Annotated in this window: 11 protein-coding genes; 5 read left to right on the top strand and 6 right to left on the bottom strand. The window is 74.5% G+C overall.

Translation table 11 applies throughout. The annotated features are described in order from the left end of the window. Window positions 1–3 precede the first annotated feature (3 nt). Window positions 4–1,449 carry an aldehyde dehydrogenase gene (locus tag LTT61_RS17450; RefSeq protein ID WP_233015071.1) on the bottom strand — a complete coding sequence of 482 codons (1,446 nt, stop codon included), beginning with the start codon at window positions 1,447–1,449 and terminating at the stop codon, window positions 4–6. A gap of 206 nt (window positions 1,450–1,655) precedes the next feature. Here LTT61_RS17450 and LTT61_RS17445 point away from each other — a divergent pair, with 206 nt between their 5' ends. Continuing rightward, a complete protein-coding gene (locus LTT61_RS17445) occupies window positions 1,656–1,973 on the top strand; it encodes a hypothetical protein (RefSeq protein WP_233015069.1) in 318 nt (105 codons plus the stop codon). Between the two features lie 10 nt (window positions 1,974–1,983). Here LTT61_RS17445 and LTT61_RS17440 read toward each other — a convergent pair whose 3' ends face one another. Beyond that, the gene (locus LTT61_RS17440; RefSeq protein WP_233015067.1) at window positions 1,984–2,778 is read right to left on the bottom strand and encodes a class I SAM-dependent methyltransferase; all 795 of its coding nucleotides are present in this window, start codon (window positions 2,776–2,778) and stop codon (window positions 1,984–1,986) included. Window positions 2,779–2,898: 120 nt separating this feature from the next. Between LTT61_RS17440 and LTT61_RS17435 the strand changes: the two genes are divergently transcribed. Beyond that, a complete protein-coding gene (locus tag LTT61_RS17435) occupies window positions 2,899–4,080 on the top strand; it encodes a glycosyltransferase family 4 protein (RefSeq protein WP_233015065.1) in 1,182 nt (393 codons plus the stop codon). Here LTT61_RS17435 and LTT61_RS17430 read toward each other — a convergent pair. Next, window positions 4,037–5,803 (bottom strand): hypothetical protein, encoded by a 1,767-nt coding sequence (locus LTT61_RS17430; protein ID WP_420094653.1) that lies wholly within the window; start codon window positions 5,801–5,803, stop codon window positions 4,037–4,039. The genes LTT61_RS17435 and LTT61_RS17430 overlap by 44 nt on opposite strands. Before the next feature lie 63 nt (window positions 5,804–5,866). On the opposite strand from LTT61_RS17430, the gene LTT61_RS17425 reads away from it, so the two are divergent. After that, complete coding sequence (locus LTT61_RS17425; RefSeq protein WP_420094652.1) at window positions 5,867–7,153, top strand: polysaccharide biosynthesis protein; 1,287 nt, start codon at window positions 5,867–5,869, stop codon at window positions 7,151–7,153. 30 nt (window positions 7,154–7,183) lie between these two features. After that, window positions 7,184–7,513, top strand: coding sequence for a TfoX/Sxy family protein (locus LTT61_RS17420; RefSeq protein WP_233015063.1), 330 nt, complete (start codon window positions 7,184–7,186; stop codon window positions 7,511–7,513). 44 nt (window positions 7,514–7,557) lie between these two features. On the opposite strand, the gene LTT61_RS17415 is transcribed toward LTT61_RS17420, so the two are convergent. Next, a complete protein-coding gene (locus tag LTT61_RS17415) occupies window positions 7,558–8,715 on the bottom strand; it encodes a DUF3068 domain-containing protein (protein WP_233015061.1) in 1,158 nt (385 codons plus the stop codon). A 195-nt stretch (window positions 8,716–8,910) separates the two neighbouring features. On the opposite strand from LTT61_RS17415, the gene LTT61_RS17410 reads away from it, so the two are divergent. Beyond that, entirely contained in the window at window positions 8,911–10,074 is a 1,164-nt protein-coding gene (locus LTT61_RS17410; RefSeq protein WP_420094651.1) for an acyltransferase family protein, read from the top strand. Here the strand turns inward: LTT61_RS17410 and LTT61_RS17405 are convergent. Both LTT61_RS17405 and LTT61_RS17400 read right to left on the bottom strand, forming a co-directional pair. Then, window positions 10,011–10,562: a DinB family protein gene (locus tag LTT61_RS17405; protein ID WP_233015059.1), complete on the bottom strand. Its 552-nt coding sequence runs from the start codon at window positions 10,560–10,562 to the stop codon at window positions 10,011–10,013. The two genes, LTT61_RS17410 and LTT61_RS17405, sit on opposite strands and share 64 nt — an antisense overlap. Before the next feature lie 9 nt (window positions 10,563–10,571). Further along, window positions 10,572–14,831 (bottom strand): alpha-(1->3)-arabinofuranosyltransferase domain-containing protein, encoded by a 4,260-nt coding sequence (locus tag LTT61_RS17400; RefSeq protein WP_233021051.1) that lies wholly within the window; start codon window positions 14,829–14,831, stop codon window positions 10,572–10,574. Window positions 14,832–14,874 lie beyond the last annotated feature (43 nt).

Here is a 14,874-nt window from a genome sequence, read left to right as displayed (position 1 = left end):
CGGCTACTCCGTGTAGCCGAGCGGCATGAGAACGGATTTCTGTTCGCAGAAAGAATCCAGACCTTCTGGTCCATTTTCGCGCCCGATTCCGGAATTCTTGTAGCCGCCGAAAGGCGCGCCCGGATCGAAGGCGTACCAATTGATGGCGTAGGTGCCGGTGCGCACCCGGCCCGCGATCTCGGCGCCGTGCTCGATATCGGTGGTCCACACCGAGCCGGCCAGACCGTAGGCGGAGTCGTTGGCGATGGCGACCGCCTCGTCCTCGGTCTCGTACGGGATCACCGCGAGGACCGGGCCGAAGATCTCCTCCTGCGCGATGGTCGAGGAGTTGTCGACGTCGGCGAAGATGGTCGGCTCCACGTACCAGCCGCGGTCCAGCCCCTCGGGCCGCCCGCCGCCGAGGACCAGCCGCGCGCCCTCCTTCTGCCCGATCGCGATGTAGTTCTCCACCCGGTCGCGCTGGCGCTCGGAGATGAGCGGGCCGAGCACGGTCGCGGGGTCGGTCGGGTCGCCGGTCTTCATGGCGCGCACGTTCTCCACGACCGCGTCGACCACCTCGTCGTACCGGCTGCGCGGGGCGAGGATGCGGGTCTGCGCCACGCAGCCCTGGCCGCTGTTCATCAGCCCGGCGAAGGTCAGCATGGGCACGCTCGCGGCCAGGTCGACGTCGGGCAGGACGATAGCGGCCGACTTGCCACCGAGCTCCAGCGAGACCGTCTTGAGCTGCTCGGTGGCGAGCGCGCCGAGCCTGCGGCCGACCGCGGTGCTGCCGGTGAAGGTCAGTTTGTCCACGCCGGGGTGGGTCACCAGGTACTCCGCCGCTTCCGGCTCGGCGGGCAGCACCGAGAGCACGCCGTCCGGCAGCCCGGCCTCGGTGAAGATGTCGGCGACGATATTCGCGCTGAGCGGGGTCAGCGGGGACGGCTTGAGGATGACGGCACAGCCGGCCAGCAGCGCCGGGGCCAGCTTGTTCGCGGCCAGGAAGAGCGGAACGTTCCAGGCGGTGATCGCGGCGACCACCCCGCGTGGCTCGCGCGAGACCCGCGAGGTGCCGAAGGCGCCGGTGCGCGTCTCCCGCCAGGGGAAGGTCTCGGCCAGCCCGGCGTAGGCGTCCAGCGCGGCGACGGCGGGGATCTGGTTCAGCGTCCCGCCGACCAGCGCGGTGGCGCCCATCTCGGCGGTGAGCGCGGCGAGCAGATCGCCGGAGCGTTGCTCGATCAGCCGGGCCGCCCTGGTGAGCACCGCGGCCCGCTCCGCAGGCGGGGTGTGCGGCCACGACCCGGAGTCGAAGGCGGCGCGCGCGGCCGCGACCGCTCTGTCCACATCCTCGGTGGTGACCAGGGGGACGCTGCCCACCGGCTCGACCGTGGCCGGTGAGATGACCTGGAGCCGCTCGGAACCGGCCGGAGCGGTCCATTGGCCGCCGATGAACAGGCTGTCGTAGTGCATGGGAACACGTTACATTTTCGGGTCCGGATTGTCTGTAACGTGTTCTAGTTTGCGGTTCGCACACGCTCGCGACCAGCCTGAATTCCGACCTCCCGGTTCGCTTTTCGCCAAACGCACTATTGCGTTTTGTTGCTGTTCGATGGATGCTGGTAACTGAAAGTCCGCTCGATCGAGACACAACCGAGACCGATTGGGGAGATCGCGACATGGCGGTGCACGTGATCGGACGATCGCTGATGACCAGCGACCGGACCGACCATCAGGCCAAGTCCGTCGGCACGGGAGGCTGGGTGGTCTCGTTTCTGCCCGGTCGCACCCTCACGCTGGAGCAGGCGACCGCGGCGATGCAGGCGGCCGAGGCGGTGATGGCGGTCGGCGCTCTGGCCGGTCAGGTCGGTCTCACCGCCATGGAGACGGTCGGGCTGGCGCTGCAGGAGCCGCCGTGGCCCGCCCCGGCGGCCGAGCGGGCGGCTCGCCCGGCCCGGCTGCGCGGGCTGGTCTCCGCCGTGGCCCAGCTGGCCTGACAGCCAACTCTCAGCGACCGGCCGGTCGGTCCGGTGCGATAGCCACCACGACCAGATTGCTGACGAGTAGCTCTCGGATCAGCGGGAGGCGGACCAGCCACCACGCCCAGCGCGGGTGGTAGCGCGGGAAAATCGCCTCTACCTGCGCGGGAGTCCTGGCTGCCCAGCGAAGTCCGGCGGCGGCGCCGACCGCGAAGAGGGAACGTCCGAACCGGTTCTTCGGCTCCCGGCCGTGCTTGCGCCTGTACTTGCGCGCCGCGTACTCGCCGCCGAGGTAGTGCCACGGCCCGGTCTCGTGGCCGCCGAACGGGCCGTGCCACACGGTGTAGGAGAGCACGACGAGCCCGCCGGGGCGGGTCACCCGGACCATCTCGTCGGCCATCAGCCACGGGTCGGGGACATGCTCGGCCACATTCGAGGACAGGCAGACGTCCACCGCGCCGTCCCGGAAGGGCAGCGCCATGCCGGAGCCGCGCACCGCGCCGGGCACCGAGAGCCCCGCGGCGTGCATCTCCGACGGGTCCGGCTCGACCGGGAGGTAGCGCGCGCCCGCCCGGTCGAACTCGTCGGCGAAGTAACCCGGGCCGCCGCCGACGTCGAGCACGGTGGCGCCGGTGAGGTCGCGGCCGGTGGCGTCCAGGTAGAAGTCGGCGATCAGCTCCGCGGTGTCCGTGGCAAGGCCGCCGTAGAAGACGGCGGGGTCGGACTGCTCGAAGCGGAAACTGCCGAGCAGCCGCAGCGAGCGGCGCAGCGTCGCGCGCCTGGCGAAACGGGGGTCGCGGGCGGTGGTCACGGCTCGGAGCACGGCGCCGAGTCTCGCACAGCGGCGCGGGGCGACCGCCCGGGAGATGTCCGGGCCGGGGCGGAGCGGGGGATATAGGGTGTAGCGAAATTCCCCGCCGACGACGACGAGAGAAGCTCCATCGTGCGCGAAGTGCTCCTGCTCTGCTGGCGCGACACCGGGCACCCGCAGGGCGGCGGCAGCGAGCGGTACCTGGAGCGGGTCGGGGCAAGGCTGGCGGCACAGGGTGTCAGGGTCACGCTGCGCACCGCCGGGTATCCGGGGGCGGCGCGCCGGGAGCGGATCGACGGCATCGAGATCAGCCGCGGCGGCGGCCCCTACACCGTCTACCCGCGGGCACTGGCCGCCATCCTGCTCGGCCGGATCGGGCTCGGCCCGCTGCGCGGGCTGCGGCCGGACGCGGTGATCGACACCCAGAACGGCATCCCCTTCTTCGCCGCGCTCGCCGCGGGCGCGCCCGCCGTCGTGCTCGTGCACCACGGGCACCGCGAGCAGTGGCCGGTGGCGGGCACCCTGGTCGGCCGGGTCGGCTGGTGGATCGAGTCCTGGCTCTCGCCGCGCGTGCACCGGCGCAACCAGTACCTGACCGTCTCGCTGCCGTCGGCCGAGGAGCTCGCCACGCTCGGCGTGCAGCGCGAGCGGATCGCCGTCGTGCGCAACGGCGCCGAGCCGGTCCCCGCCGGGGTGCGCCCCGGCGACCGGGAGACCCGCGCCGCCGCGCCCCGGCTGGTCGTGCTCTCCCGGCTGGTGCCGCACAAGCAGATCGAGGACGCGCTGGCCGCCACCGCCGCGCTGCGCACCCGCTTCCCCGGGCTGCGGCTCGACGTCGTCGGCGGCGGCTGGTGGGCGGAGAACCTGCGGGCGTACGCGCGCGAACTCGCCATCGACGACGCGGTGACCTTCCACGGCCACGTGGACGAGGAGCGCAAGCACGAGCTGCTCGGCCGCGCCTGGGTGCAGCTGCTCCCCTCGCGCAAGGAGGGCTGGGGGCTCGCCGTCATCGAGGCGGCGCAGCACGGGGTGCCGACCATCGGGTACCGCAGTTCGCGCGGGCTCACCGACTCCATTGTCGACGGGGTGACCGGGGTGCTCGTCGACGACGCCGAGCAGCTCGCCGAGGCCGCCGCCGAGCTGCTCGCCGACGGGTCCGGGCGGGCCGTCATGGGGGAGAAGGCGCGGGCGCGGGCGCGGGAGTTCTCCTGGGAGCAGACCGGGGACGGGGTGCACGCGGTGCTCGCCGCCGCGGCGCGGGGCGGGTACGTCAGCGGGTTGATCGCGGCGCCGGAGAGTTCCGAGCTCGGCTGAGCAGGGCCGCTGCCGCGCCGCCGCCGATCAGGAGGGCGGCCCAGAGCAGGTGGGTGGCGCCCGCGATGCGGCGGGCGTTCGGGGAGGGGCGGTCGGTGACGACGGGGTCGGGGACCAGGTAGAGGGTGAGGTCGGCGTCGGCGTAGACCGGGGCGCCGAGCTGCTCGAGCGTGCGGGCGGACGCGCCGAGCGGGCCGGGGGTGCGGTGCTCGACCAGTACCCAGCCGACGCCGGAACCGGCGATCTCCGCGGCGGGCGCACCGGCGAGCAGCGCCCGCTCCACCCGCGCCGCGCGCCGCCCCTCGCCGGCGACGGTGCCGCCGCGCACCGGGAGCTCGCCGGTCTGCAGCACGTCGGCCGGGAGCAGGCGAGGGGCGGGGTCGAGCACCGGCGCCTCACCTGACCACGGGAAACGGCGGAACATGCCGCCGGGCAGCACCGCGATATCGCCGGGGTGGCCCGCCGAGTCGACGGCGGCGGCCGCCCGCGCCCACCCGGCCGGGTAGTGCACCGGGCGCAGCGCCCCGCTCGCACCGAACGCCAGATCGGCGAGCGGCAGCGTGAGCAGGGCGATCAGCACCGCGGCGACGGCGGCCTGCGCCCGCCGGGCGATCGCCATCGCGCCCGCGGCGGCCGCGAGGGTGTAGCCGGGGACGGCCAGCGCGACGTACTTCTGGGTGTCGCGGAGGAGCCCGGCGCCGGGGATCGCCGCCACCAACTGCTCGCCGACGGCAAGGCCGAGCGCGGTCGCGCCGAGCGCGGGCAGCACGACCGCGGCCACCGCGACCCCGGCGAGGGTGCGGCGCAGCACCGTCTCGTCCGGCGGCCCGGCGGCGAGCAGGCGGCGCAGCCCGAACAGGACCAGCAGGAGCAGCAGCGCGGTGCCGATCAGGGCGAGCGGGCCGGTGCGGGTGCTGGGGACGGCGTCGGCATTCCAGATGCCGCCGAGTCCGGCCAGCGCGCCGAGCGTGCCGAGCCACGGCTCCGCGCGGGCGGCGAAGGCGGCGATCCCCGCGGGGTCCGAGTGCTCGCCCGCGGAGCCGGAGAGCGCCGCCGCCACCAGCCACGGCGCGGCGGTGCCGAGCCAGAGCAGGGCCGTGCCCGGGATCCGGCGTAATCCGACGGTGAGCAGGGCGAGCACCCCGGCCAGCAGGGCGCCGGTCGGGGTGAGGCCCGCCGCCGCCAGGCACAGGGCGAGCGCGGCCCAGGCGGCGAGCCGGGCCCGGCCGGTGACGTGCGGGTCGCGCAGGCGCAGGGCGGCGAGGACCGTCCAGGGCAGGGCGGCGTAGCCGGTGAGCAGGCTCCAGTGGCCCTGCAGCAGGCGCTCGGCCACGTACGGGTTCCAGATCGCCACCGTCACCGCGACCAGCTGCGCGGACAGCGGCGCATCCAGCAGGCGGCGCGCCAGCACGGCGGCGCCGAGCCCCGCGCCGCACAGCGCGAGCAGTAGCACGGCCTGCACCACCAGCCCGCCGTCGAGCGTGGTGGAGAGCACCGCGAGCGCCGCGTCCTGCGGGACCGCGCGCGGGGCCGCGTCGCCGAGGCCGAGCGCGGCGTCGGTCAGGTACGAGCGCGGGGTGCTCACGGCATCGCGCAGCAGGAGGTGGCCGGGGGCAAGCAGTGGCGCGAGGATCAGCAGGGTCAGCACGGCGCTGTAGGCCGGAACCACCGCGGCGCTCAGCCGGGCGACAGCTGGTGCGCCTTCCGGCCCTGACTCGCTCACGGCGGATCACCCTACGGTCCCGCGCCGGGCCGGGGCGCCACGGGCCGCGGGGCGGGTGCGACGATGGGGCCCGTGTCCGATGCGCGTCGTCCTCCCCTGGTGGCGGAGCTGACGTTGGTGACCGCGGGCGCCATGATCGCCAATGCGGCGGGGTACCTGCTGCAGCTGCTGGCCGGGCGGTGGCTCGGGGCGGCGGGGTACAGCGAGTTCGCCAGCCTGCTCGCGGTGCAGCTGCTCTGCGCGGTGCCCGCGCTCGCCCTGCAGAACGTGATCGCGCGGGAACTCGTGCGGGGTGCGCCGGTCGCCGCGCTGCGCGCCACCCGCACCCGGTGCGCCGTCATCGTGGCGGCGCTGGCCGCGCTGCTGGTCCCGGTGGTGTCGGTGGCACTCGATATCGGCGCGCTCGCCTGCGCTGCGGCGCTGGTCGCCGCGCCCGCGCTGGTCCTGGTCTCGGGGGAGCAGGGGATCCTGCAGGGGCAGCGGCGGTTCCGCGCGCTCGCGGTCGTGCTCGGCTGCACCGGCATCGCGCGGGTCGTCCCCGCGCTCACGGTCCTCGCCGTCGGCGCGGGCGCCGCGGCCGCCCTCGCCGCCGCCGCCGTCGGCCTCGCCGCCGCGGCGGCCTACGCCCGCTACACAGCCGGAACCCGGGCCGACGTGCCCGATGCGGCGCGGGCCGGATCCGCGAGCTCCGCGGCGGGCGCCGCCGACGGCATCCCGGCCGCCGGTTCCGGCGCGCGAACCACCGTCCGTGACCACACGGCGGGGGTGACCGCGGTACTGCGGGCGGCACAGCTGCAGGCGGCGCTCATGGCGCTCTCCTCGGCGGACCTGATCCTGGCGCGCATCGTGCTGGACGAGGCGGACGCGGGCCGGTACGCGCTCGGCACCATCGCGACGAAGATCGCCTTCTGGCTGCCGCAGGCGGTCGGCGTGGTGCTGTACCCGCGGATGGCGCAGCCCGCGCAGTCGGCGCGCGCGATCAGGGACGCGCTGGCGGTGCTCTCCGGGATCGGCGTCGCCGCGGTGGCGGGCGCCGCGCTCGCGGCGCCGCTCGCCCCGCTCTTCGCCGGTGCCGACTACGCGCCGGTGCAGAACCTGCTCTGGCTCTTCGCGCTGCACGGCGCGATCCTCGCGGTGCTGCAGGGCGCCCTGCTCTCCGCCATCGCGGTCGACCGCACCGCCCCGGCCGCGCTCACCTGGATCGGGCTCGCCGTCGAGGTGACGCTCATGGCGACGCTCGCGCACTCGGTGCCCGCGCTGGTCACCGTGGCCGCCTGCACCGCGACGGTGACGACGGCCCTGGTCGCGGCGGTCGTCCTGCGCACCGCCGCCCAGCGCGCCACCGTCTGAGGTGTCGGTGCCTCGGCGCACACTGTGCCGATGGCGTACGACGAGAAACTCGCCGACCGGGTTCGCGCGCTCCTGGAGCCGGGTCCGTTCACCGAGAAGAAGATGTTCGGCGGCCTCGCCTTCCTGATCCGCGGCCACATGGCGGTCGCGGTGAGCGGAAAGGGCGGGCTCATGGTCCGGGTCGACCCGGACGAGGGCGGGCGGCTGCTCGACGGCACCGCGGTGACCCCCATGGTCATGGCGGGCCGGGAACTGGACGGCTGGCTGCGGGTCACCGCAGCCGCCGTCACCGACGACGCGGCCCTGCGTGCCTGGGTCGCGCGCGGCGCCGGCTTCGTCGCCACCCTCCCCGCGAAATGAGGAAGACCCCCGGTGCGCGCACCGGGGGCCTTTCTACCGCGACCTCAGGGCCGCTTGTTGATGTCGATCCGCTCGGTCGGAGCGTCCGGGTTGCCGCGCGGCCTGCCCGCGGTCGGCGGCGCGGTCGACGGGCCGGAGCCACCGAAGGGCGCGGCGCGCTGCACCGCGGGCTGGGCGCTACCGCCGCTGCGCAGGCCGAGCAGCACGCCGATGATCAGCGCGAGCACGCCGAGCACGCCGAAGACGATCGGCAGGATCCGCCCGTACAGCGAGAGCCGGTCGATGTTGTCCTTGGCCACCGCGAGCTGCGACTCGACCGTGTTCTCGTCGAACACCACGTGCGACTTGAGCGCCGTCACCTCGGGCTTGTCGCCGGTGCGGCCGTAGAAGATGTTCAGCGCCTCGCCGCCCTTGACCACGGTGCCGGTCTGCGGCTCCACCCACACGTCGCGGGTGTTGCTGTACCAGCGGAACATGGTCACCGGGGTGTCGCCGCCCTCGACGCCCCACTTGGCGGCGGGCAGGGTCAGCCGGTTGGTCGGCGCCGCGACCACCTCGTTCAGGTTGGTCGGCGCGACGACCTGCTGGAAGTGGTAGACCTTGGTGTTGTTGATCTCGGTCTCCTCGATGAAGTTCATGTCGGAGGTCTTGCGCGCGTTGAGATCGAAGTACGGGTAGGTCTTCTTCTCGGTGCCGATCGGGAACCGGTACTGCAGGCCGACGTGCTGCACCGGGTCGGCGATGCTCTCGCCGTCCTTGGTGGTGGTCACGGCGATCGAGCCGTTCGGCTCGGTGCTCACCGGCTCACCGGTGGTGCGGTCGATGGTGACGCGGTCGACGGTCGCGGTGAGCAGGCCGGTGTCGCCCTGCTTGTCGATCCGCCGCAGCGTCTGGCCCGCCTGCACCGTCATCTCGTCGGCGTTCGACGGGTCCTCGACGGTCAGGAAGCGCTGCGAGATCAGCGGAACGTTGCTGTCCACCTTGGCCGATCCCTCGGGCGCGGTGAGCGACTTGGAGTCGAGCACCAGGCTCTCCTCGCCCTCCTGGCTCGCCGCGATCGTGGTGATCTCCAGGTCGAGGGGAGTCTTGGCGACCTTGCCGACCGTGTAGGTCGGGATCAGCAGCGCCGCGACGATCAGCAACGCACCGAGACCCACGAGCAGGCAGGCCACCGTCCTTCGGGTTCCGGCACTCAGTGCCATGCAACTCTCCTCGTCGTAGAACAGCGTTCCGGCGAGCAGCGGGGCGGGCCGCGTTGCTCGTGAGCCCAGACACTAACAGCCCGATGTCTTACCATGCGGTGCCGAGCCCGGATTGGACGGATAAAACGTAATCGGGACTAATCAGGCGAGGCTGCCGCCGTCCCGAGTGCCCGCGGCCGGGCAGACTGGAGTGCCGTGACCGCCACCGCCCGCACCGATCCGGCCCCCGCCGCCGCCGCTCCGGCGCCGGTGCGGGCGCGGTCCTTCGTACCGGCCCTGGATGGAATGCGCGGCCTCGCGGCGCTCGGCGTGCTGGTGACGCACGTGGCATTCCAGACCGCGACCACCGCGATTCCGGTGGTCGGGCCGATTCTCGCGCGCTTCGACATGGCGGTCGCGCTCTTCTTCGGGCTCTCCGGCTTCCTGCTCTGGCGCCCGCACGCCGCGGCCGCGCGCGGGCACGGCCCCGCGCCCTCGGCCGGGTACTACTTCCGGCACCGCGCGGCGCGGATCCTGCCCGCCTACTGGGTGGTGGTCGCGCTGGTGCTGGTGCTGCTGCCGAACGCGGCGGCCACCGCCGGGTTGCGGGTGTGGGTCTCCAACCTGTTGCTGCTGCAGGTGTTCGTCCCCTTGACACTCACCGACGGGCTGACCCAGATGTGGAGCCTCTCGGTGGAGGTGGCCTTCTATCTGGTGCTGCCGCTGCTCGCGCTCGCGGTGGTCCGGCTGCGGGGCGCGGCGGCTCGGTGGCGCATCCCGGCCGTGCTCGCGCTCGGCGCGGTGACGCTGGGCTGGAACTTCCTCCCGGTGCCGACCCCGGACGCCATCAACGCCGACAACTGGCTGCCCGGCTACCTGCCCTGGTTCGCCGTGGGGATGCTGCTGGCCGAGCTGGTCTTCGTCGTCCAGCCGGGTTCGCGCTGGGATCGATTCGCCGGGCGCAGGCGCTGGATGTGGACGCTGGCGCTGCTCGCCTTCCTGCTCTCGGCCACCGAGATCGCGGGCCCGGCCGGCCTCGTGCACGCCGAACCCTGGCAGTACGTGGCGAAGATGGCGCTCGGGTCGCTGATCGGCTTCGGGCTGCTCGCGCCGCTGGTCCTGCGCGATCAGCCGCGCCCGCTGCTCTCCTCGCCGGTAGCGCTGACGGTCGGGCGCTGGTCCTACGGCATCTTCATCTGGCACCTGGCGGTGCTGTGGGTGATCTTCCCGGTCTTCGGCATCCTGCCGTTCAGCGGCGGTTTCCCGAAGGTTCTGCTGCTCACCGTCGTGTTCACGCTGCCGGTGGCCGCGGCGAGCTACGCGCTGGTCGAGGCGCCGTGCCAGCGCTTCGCCAGGCGTTTCGACCGGCCGAAACCCTGACGCTCGACGTCGAGCAGGTGGTGCCGCAGCTCGTGCGCGGTGTGCAGCGCGAGCCAGTCGAGTGAGCGCTCCGCGCGCTCGGGGTAGGTGTAGACGAGCCGCCGCTCCCGGTCGGCCGGGCCGAGCCGGTCGTAGGCGTGCGTGAAGAGCGCGGCGGCGTCGGCCAATTGGCGCGCTATATCAATCGGGATCTGGTCGGCGTAGCCGTCGTGCTCGGCTCGCTCGTCCCGGCCCATGGGCTCCGCGACCGGGGTGTCGCCGCGCCGCGCCGCGAGCAGCCGCTCGCGCTGCACCAGCAGGACGTCGCGGAGGTGGCAGCCGTACTCCAGCGCGGACCAGGTCTCCGGCGCCGGGCGGCGGCGAAGGGCGGCCGGGTCGGCCGTGGTCTGGATGTCGACGTGCTCGGCGGCGAGGGCGCGGATGGTCGCGGAGACCGTCGGCAGATTGGCGTCGTCGTACTCGAAACCGCACTCGGCGCAGCGTTCCATGCGGTCAGGCTAGTGGCGGGGCTTGCGCTCGGGGAGTGCGGCGAGGCCGAGCGCGATCACCGCGAGCACGGCGGGGAGCTGGGTCAGGAGGGCTCCGCCGACGTAGCCGTCGGGGTGCCGCCAGGGGCCGGTGGAGAGCGCGGCGGCGGCGAGGAGGACGCCGGTGCCCGCGATCACGGGGAGTGCGCGGCCGGGCTCGATGCCGCGGCGGTGCATGACCTCGAGGGCGGCCGAGCCCGCGGCGGCGAGGGCGAGCGCGACCGGGCCCGCGATCAGGCCGGTGACCGTGAGAACGCCGATTCCGGCGGCGATCCGGGAGCGGTACGGGCGGCAGGGTGGTTCCGGGGCGGCGGTGGTGCCGCGGCGGGGGATGGCCAGCAGGAAGAGCGGGATGAGCAGGAGCAGGCCGCCGAAGATGCCGAGGCGGTACCAGCGGTCGACCGGGAAGGAGACGGTGACCGGGCCGGTCGCGCCGGGCGGGAGCAGCCAGCCCTGCTGCCAGCCGTCGACCACGATCGGGCGCAGCGCGGTGCCGTCGGGGGTGTGCGCTTCCCAGCCGACGTTGGTGCTCAGGGGGAGGACGAGGAGGCGGGTGCCGTCACCGGGGGTGGCCGGGGGCGGGTCGGTGCGGTCCAGGCGCAGGCGGTCGACGGTGAAGAGGGCCGTCGGGGCGACGTTGACCTCGGTCGCACCCTCGGCGAGCAGGACGGTGTCCGCTGCGGGCGCCGAGACTTCCGCACCATCGGGCCCCGTTTCGTCCCCGGCCCCCGCGCCGGACTCATTCGGCGCGGCGCCGGGCTCCCCGGCGGTGTTCGTGTCGTCCGGCGCGGCGCCGGGCTCGACGGCGGTGTTCGTCTCGTCCGCCGCGGCGCCGGAGCCGCCGCAGACCTCCGCGGGAACCGGTGCGCCCGAGCGCAACTCCGCCGCGGTCGCGGTGACCGAGGTCCGCAGGGTGCGGCCGCCGACCGCGATTACCGGGCCCAGCTCGCAGGGGACCGTGACGAGCCGGTCGGGCGGGGCGGGGGCCGGGTAGCCGGGGCCGAGCACGGTCACCTCGGCCAGCCCGGGCGGCTGGGCGAGGGTGAAGCCGAGCGCGGTGCGGTCGAGGACCGTGCGCCAGGCGGTGATGCTCAGCTCGATCCGGTCGGTGACCGTGGGGAACAGCTCGATCCGGCTCGGCTCGGCCCGCTCCTCCCCGTCGCCGGGCAGCGAGCGCACCTGCGGCCCGTTGCCGAGGTTCACCGTGACCGAGGTGGGCGCGGCGGGCAGCCCGCCGAGCGACGGCGTGAGGTCGAGCCCGGTGACCAGCGCGGGCTCCGGCAGTTCGATGGTGAGGGTGGGCGGCCCGTCGGGGCTGTCCCGCACAGTGTTCTCCGGCGCGGTCCAGCTGGTCCGCGGGTCGCCGTCGGTAGCGGCGAAGGCGGAGCCGCGCAGGTCGCCGACGTCGCCGCTGCCGCGCGCGACCGGGCGGGCCGGGTCGGTGAGCAGCGCCTCCAGCTCCGGGCTCTGCCTGGTGCGCACGGTGAGCCGGGGCACCACCTCGGTCGGCTCCGGCACCGCGAGGGTGCGCTGGAAGGCGCCGGGCTCCTCCGGCGCGAGCGCGAGCCCCTTGTGGCAGCGGATCCGGTCCGGCGCGTCGAAACAGGCGCTGCGGCCGGGGAATTCCTGGCCGAGGTCCCACGCGGCGGGCGTGCCGGAGACCGGGGGCAGCGCGACGGTGTGCCGGATCGGCACCCGGACCGGCGCGTCCCGCGCGGAGTAGTCGTCGAGCGCGATCTCGCCGATCCCGAACTGCCCGCCGCGGGTGCCACCCTCGGTCCGGATCGCGGTAACGCTGACCCAGTCGGTGCTGCCCGGCGGCAGCGAAACCGACACCGGCGCACCGGGTTCGGTGATCCGCGCGGAGACGCTGCCGCGCTCGGTGCGCACCTCGATCCATTTCACCGGGTCGCCGAGCGCGGCCGGGGTTGTGGTCACCCGGAGCTGCCCCGCGCTGATCGGCCGATCCAGCTCCAGCCGCAGCCACTGGCCGAGCGCGTACTCGCCGCCATTGCTGAGCCAGGCGGTCGACGGGTCGCCGTCGACCGCCGCGGCAGTGGAGCTGCCCGGCGCGGCGCCGCCGATCTGGGTGGCGTCCGCCGCCGAACTGGACGCCGTGACGGTGGCGCCGCTCCACGCGCCCTCGACCGGGGCCGCGCCCGGCACCGGGTAGTCCGGCACCAGGTTGTGCGTGCGGCGCGCGTCGTCCGGGGCGCGGACGGCGGAGTTGTGGTTGTCCACTCGGCCGAAGTCGGTCTCCCTGGCCACGGGGGTGTCGGTGACGGTGACCGGCCCGGCGGGCAGCCCGGCCGCGGCGGCGTCGGCGGCGAGCAGCGCCGGGATCGGGGCGCCCGGGTCGCGGCGCAGCCGCTCCAGTACCTCGGGGCCGCCCTGCACCACCGGGATGTCGGCGAGCGCGACGCTGTACGCACCGGGGAACGAATCCGGTGCCCCGACACCGGATTCGACCTGCTCGGGGGCTCCGATGCCTGGCGTCTGCACCTGGTAGACCTCGATCGCCGGGTACCCCGGGAGCAGGTCGCCGTCGACCACCAGCCCCTCCGCGATGGCGGTGGCCGCGATCGCGGGGCCGAACTCGGCCACCTTGCGCAGCCCGGGCGAGCCGTCCAGCGCGCGGTGCGCCAGCATCGGCCGGGTGGAGCGGGAGGTCTCCGGGTCCAGATCGTTGCGCAGCACCAGCACCCCGATGCCCTGCGCCGCCAGCGTCGGCGCCAGCCCGGTCGACGGGCGGCCGTCGGCGATCAGCCGCTGCACCGAGTCCATGGCGCGGATGGTGCCCGGCGGGTTCAGCGGGACCGAATCGCGCACCGCCCACGGCGTCGACGCCAGCGCCTGCAGCGGCTCGTCCCTGGTCAGCCCCCACACCTGGCTGCCGAACGGCGCGCCGGGAACGACCAGCGCCCTGGTGTCGGCGGCATTGGCGGCGAGCCACTCGGCGGTCTCGAGCCAGTACGGCGGCACGGCCTCGTAGGCGCCGCGCGGGGCCAGCTTGCCGGTCCAGGCCAGGGAGGTGGAGAGCGCGATGGCGGCGAGCACCAGCGCGGCCACCGCGACCCGGCGGTCCCGCTCCGGGTGCGCCCACGCGCCGCGCCAGGTGCGCAGCGGCACCGATGCGGGCAGCGGAATCCGGGCGAAGAGGTGCGCGAGGCCGAGCACGAGCGGGAGCCGGATGAGCGGCTCCAGCTTGTGCACGTTGCGCAGCGGGGCGCCGCCGGAGTCGAGGAAGACCCGGATCGGCTCGGCGAACGGGCCGCCCATGACGCCGAGGTAGCCCGCGCAGATCCCGGCCAGGCCGGCGAAGAGGATCAGGGTGAGCCTGCCCCGGTGCGGCATGGAGCGCAGCGCGAGCCCGGCGATGCCTGCGGCGGCGATCAGCCCGGTGGCGAGTACCGCGGCGGGCTGGGTCACCAGCACCGCGCCCGCGATCCGCTCCGGCGAGACGAACGGGGTCCAGCTGTCGGTGCCGCGCAGCACCTCGGCGAGTGAGGCCCACTGCGTGGTGACGCCGGAGGACTCGATGTAGTCCAGGAAAGGCGGGCTCACCCGGCCCAGCAGCAGCAGCGGGACCGCCCACCAGAAGGTGGCGAGCACGAGCAGCGGAACCCAGGCCGCGGTGAAGCGGAGCCAGCGGCGGTCCGGGCGGTAGGAGGCCCACCAGAGCAGGGCGGGCAGGAACGCGGCGACCGTCGCGACGGCGTTCACCGAGCCCATCAGCGCGAGTGCCAGCGCGCTGCCCGCGGGGGAGGCGGCGCCGCCTGCCCGGCGGCGGGCCGCCGCGACGCCGAGCGCGGCGGGGGCGAGCAGGACCCAGGGAGCGAGCATCATGGGCAGCGTCTCGGAGGAGATGGAGCCGAGCGTTGTCAGCACCCGCGGGCTCAGCGCGAAGGCCACCGCCGCGACGACCCGCGATCCGCGGCTGCCGATGCCGAGCGTCTGGCAGAGCCGGACCACGCCCCAGAACCCGGCGAGCAGCAGCAGCGCCCACCAGATCCGCTGGGTGACCCAGGCGGGCAGCCCGAGCAGGTGCCCGGCCGAGAAGAAGGAGCCGTGCGGGAAGAAGTAGCCGTAGGCCTGGTTCTGCACCTGGCCCATCGGGGCCTGGCTGCTCCACAGGTGCGCGGCCCGGTCGAGGAAGCCGAGCGGATTCTGCGCGAGGTCGTACTTGGTGTCGGCGACGGTGCGGCCGGGGGTCTGCAGGAAGGAGAGCAGGAACGCCGCGACGACGGTGCCGAGGAACCAGCGCCCGCCTAGC

Origin of the sequence: Nocardia asteroides (genome assembly GCF_021183625.1) — a bacterium.
GTDB classification, from domain to species: domain Bacteria; phylum Actinomycetota; class Actinomycetes; order Mycobacteriales; family Mycobacteriaceae; genus Nocardia; species Nocardia asteroides_A.
This window is presented reverse-complemented; position numbering and strand designations above follow the sequence as displayed.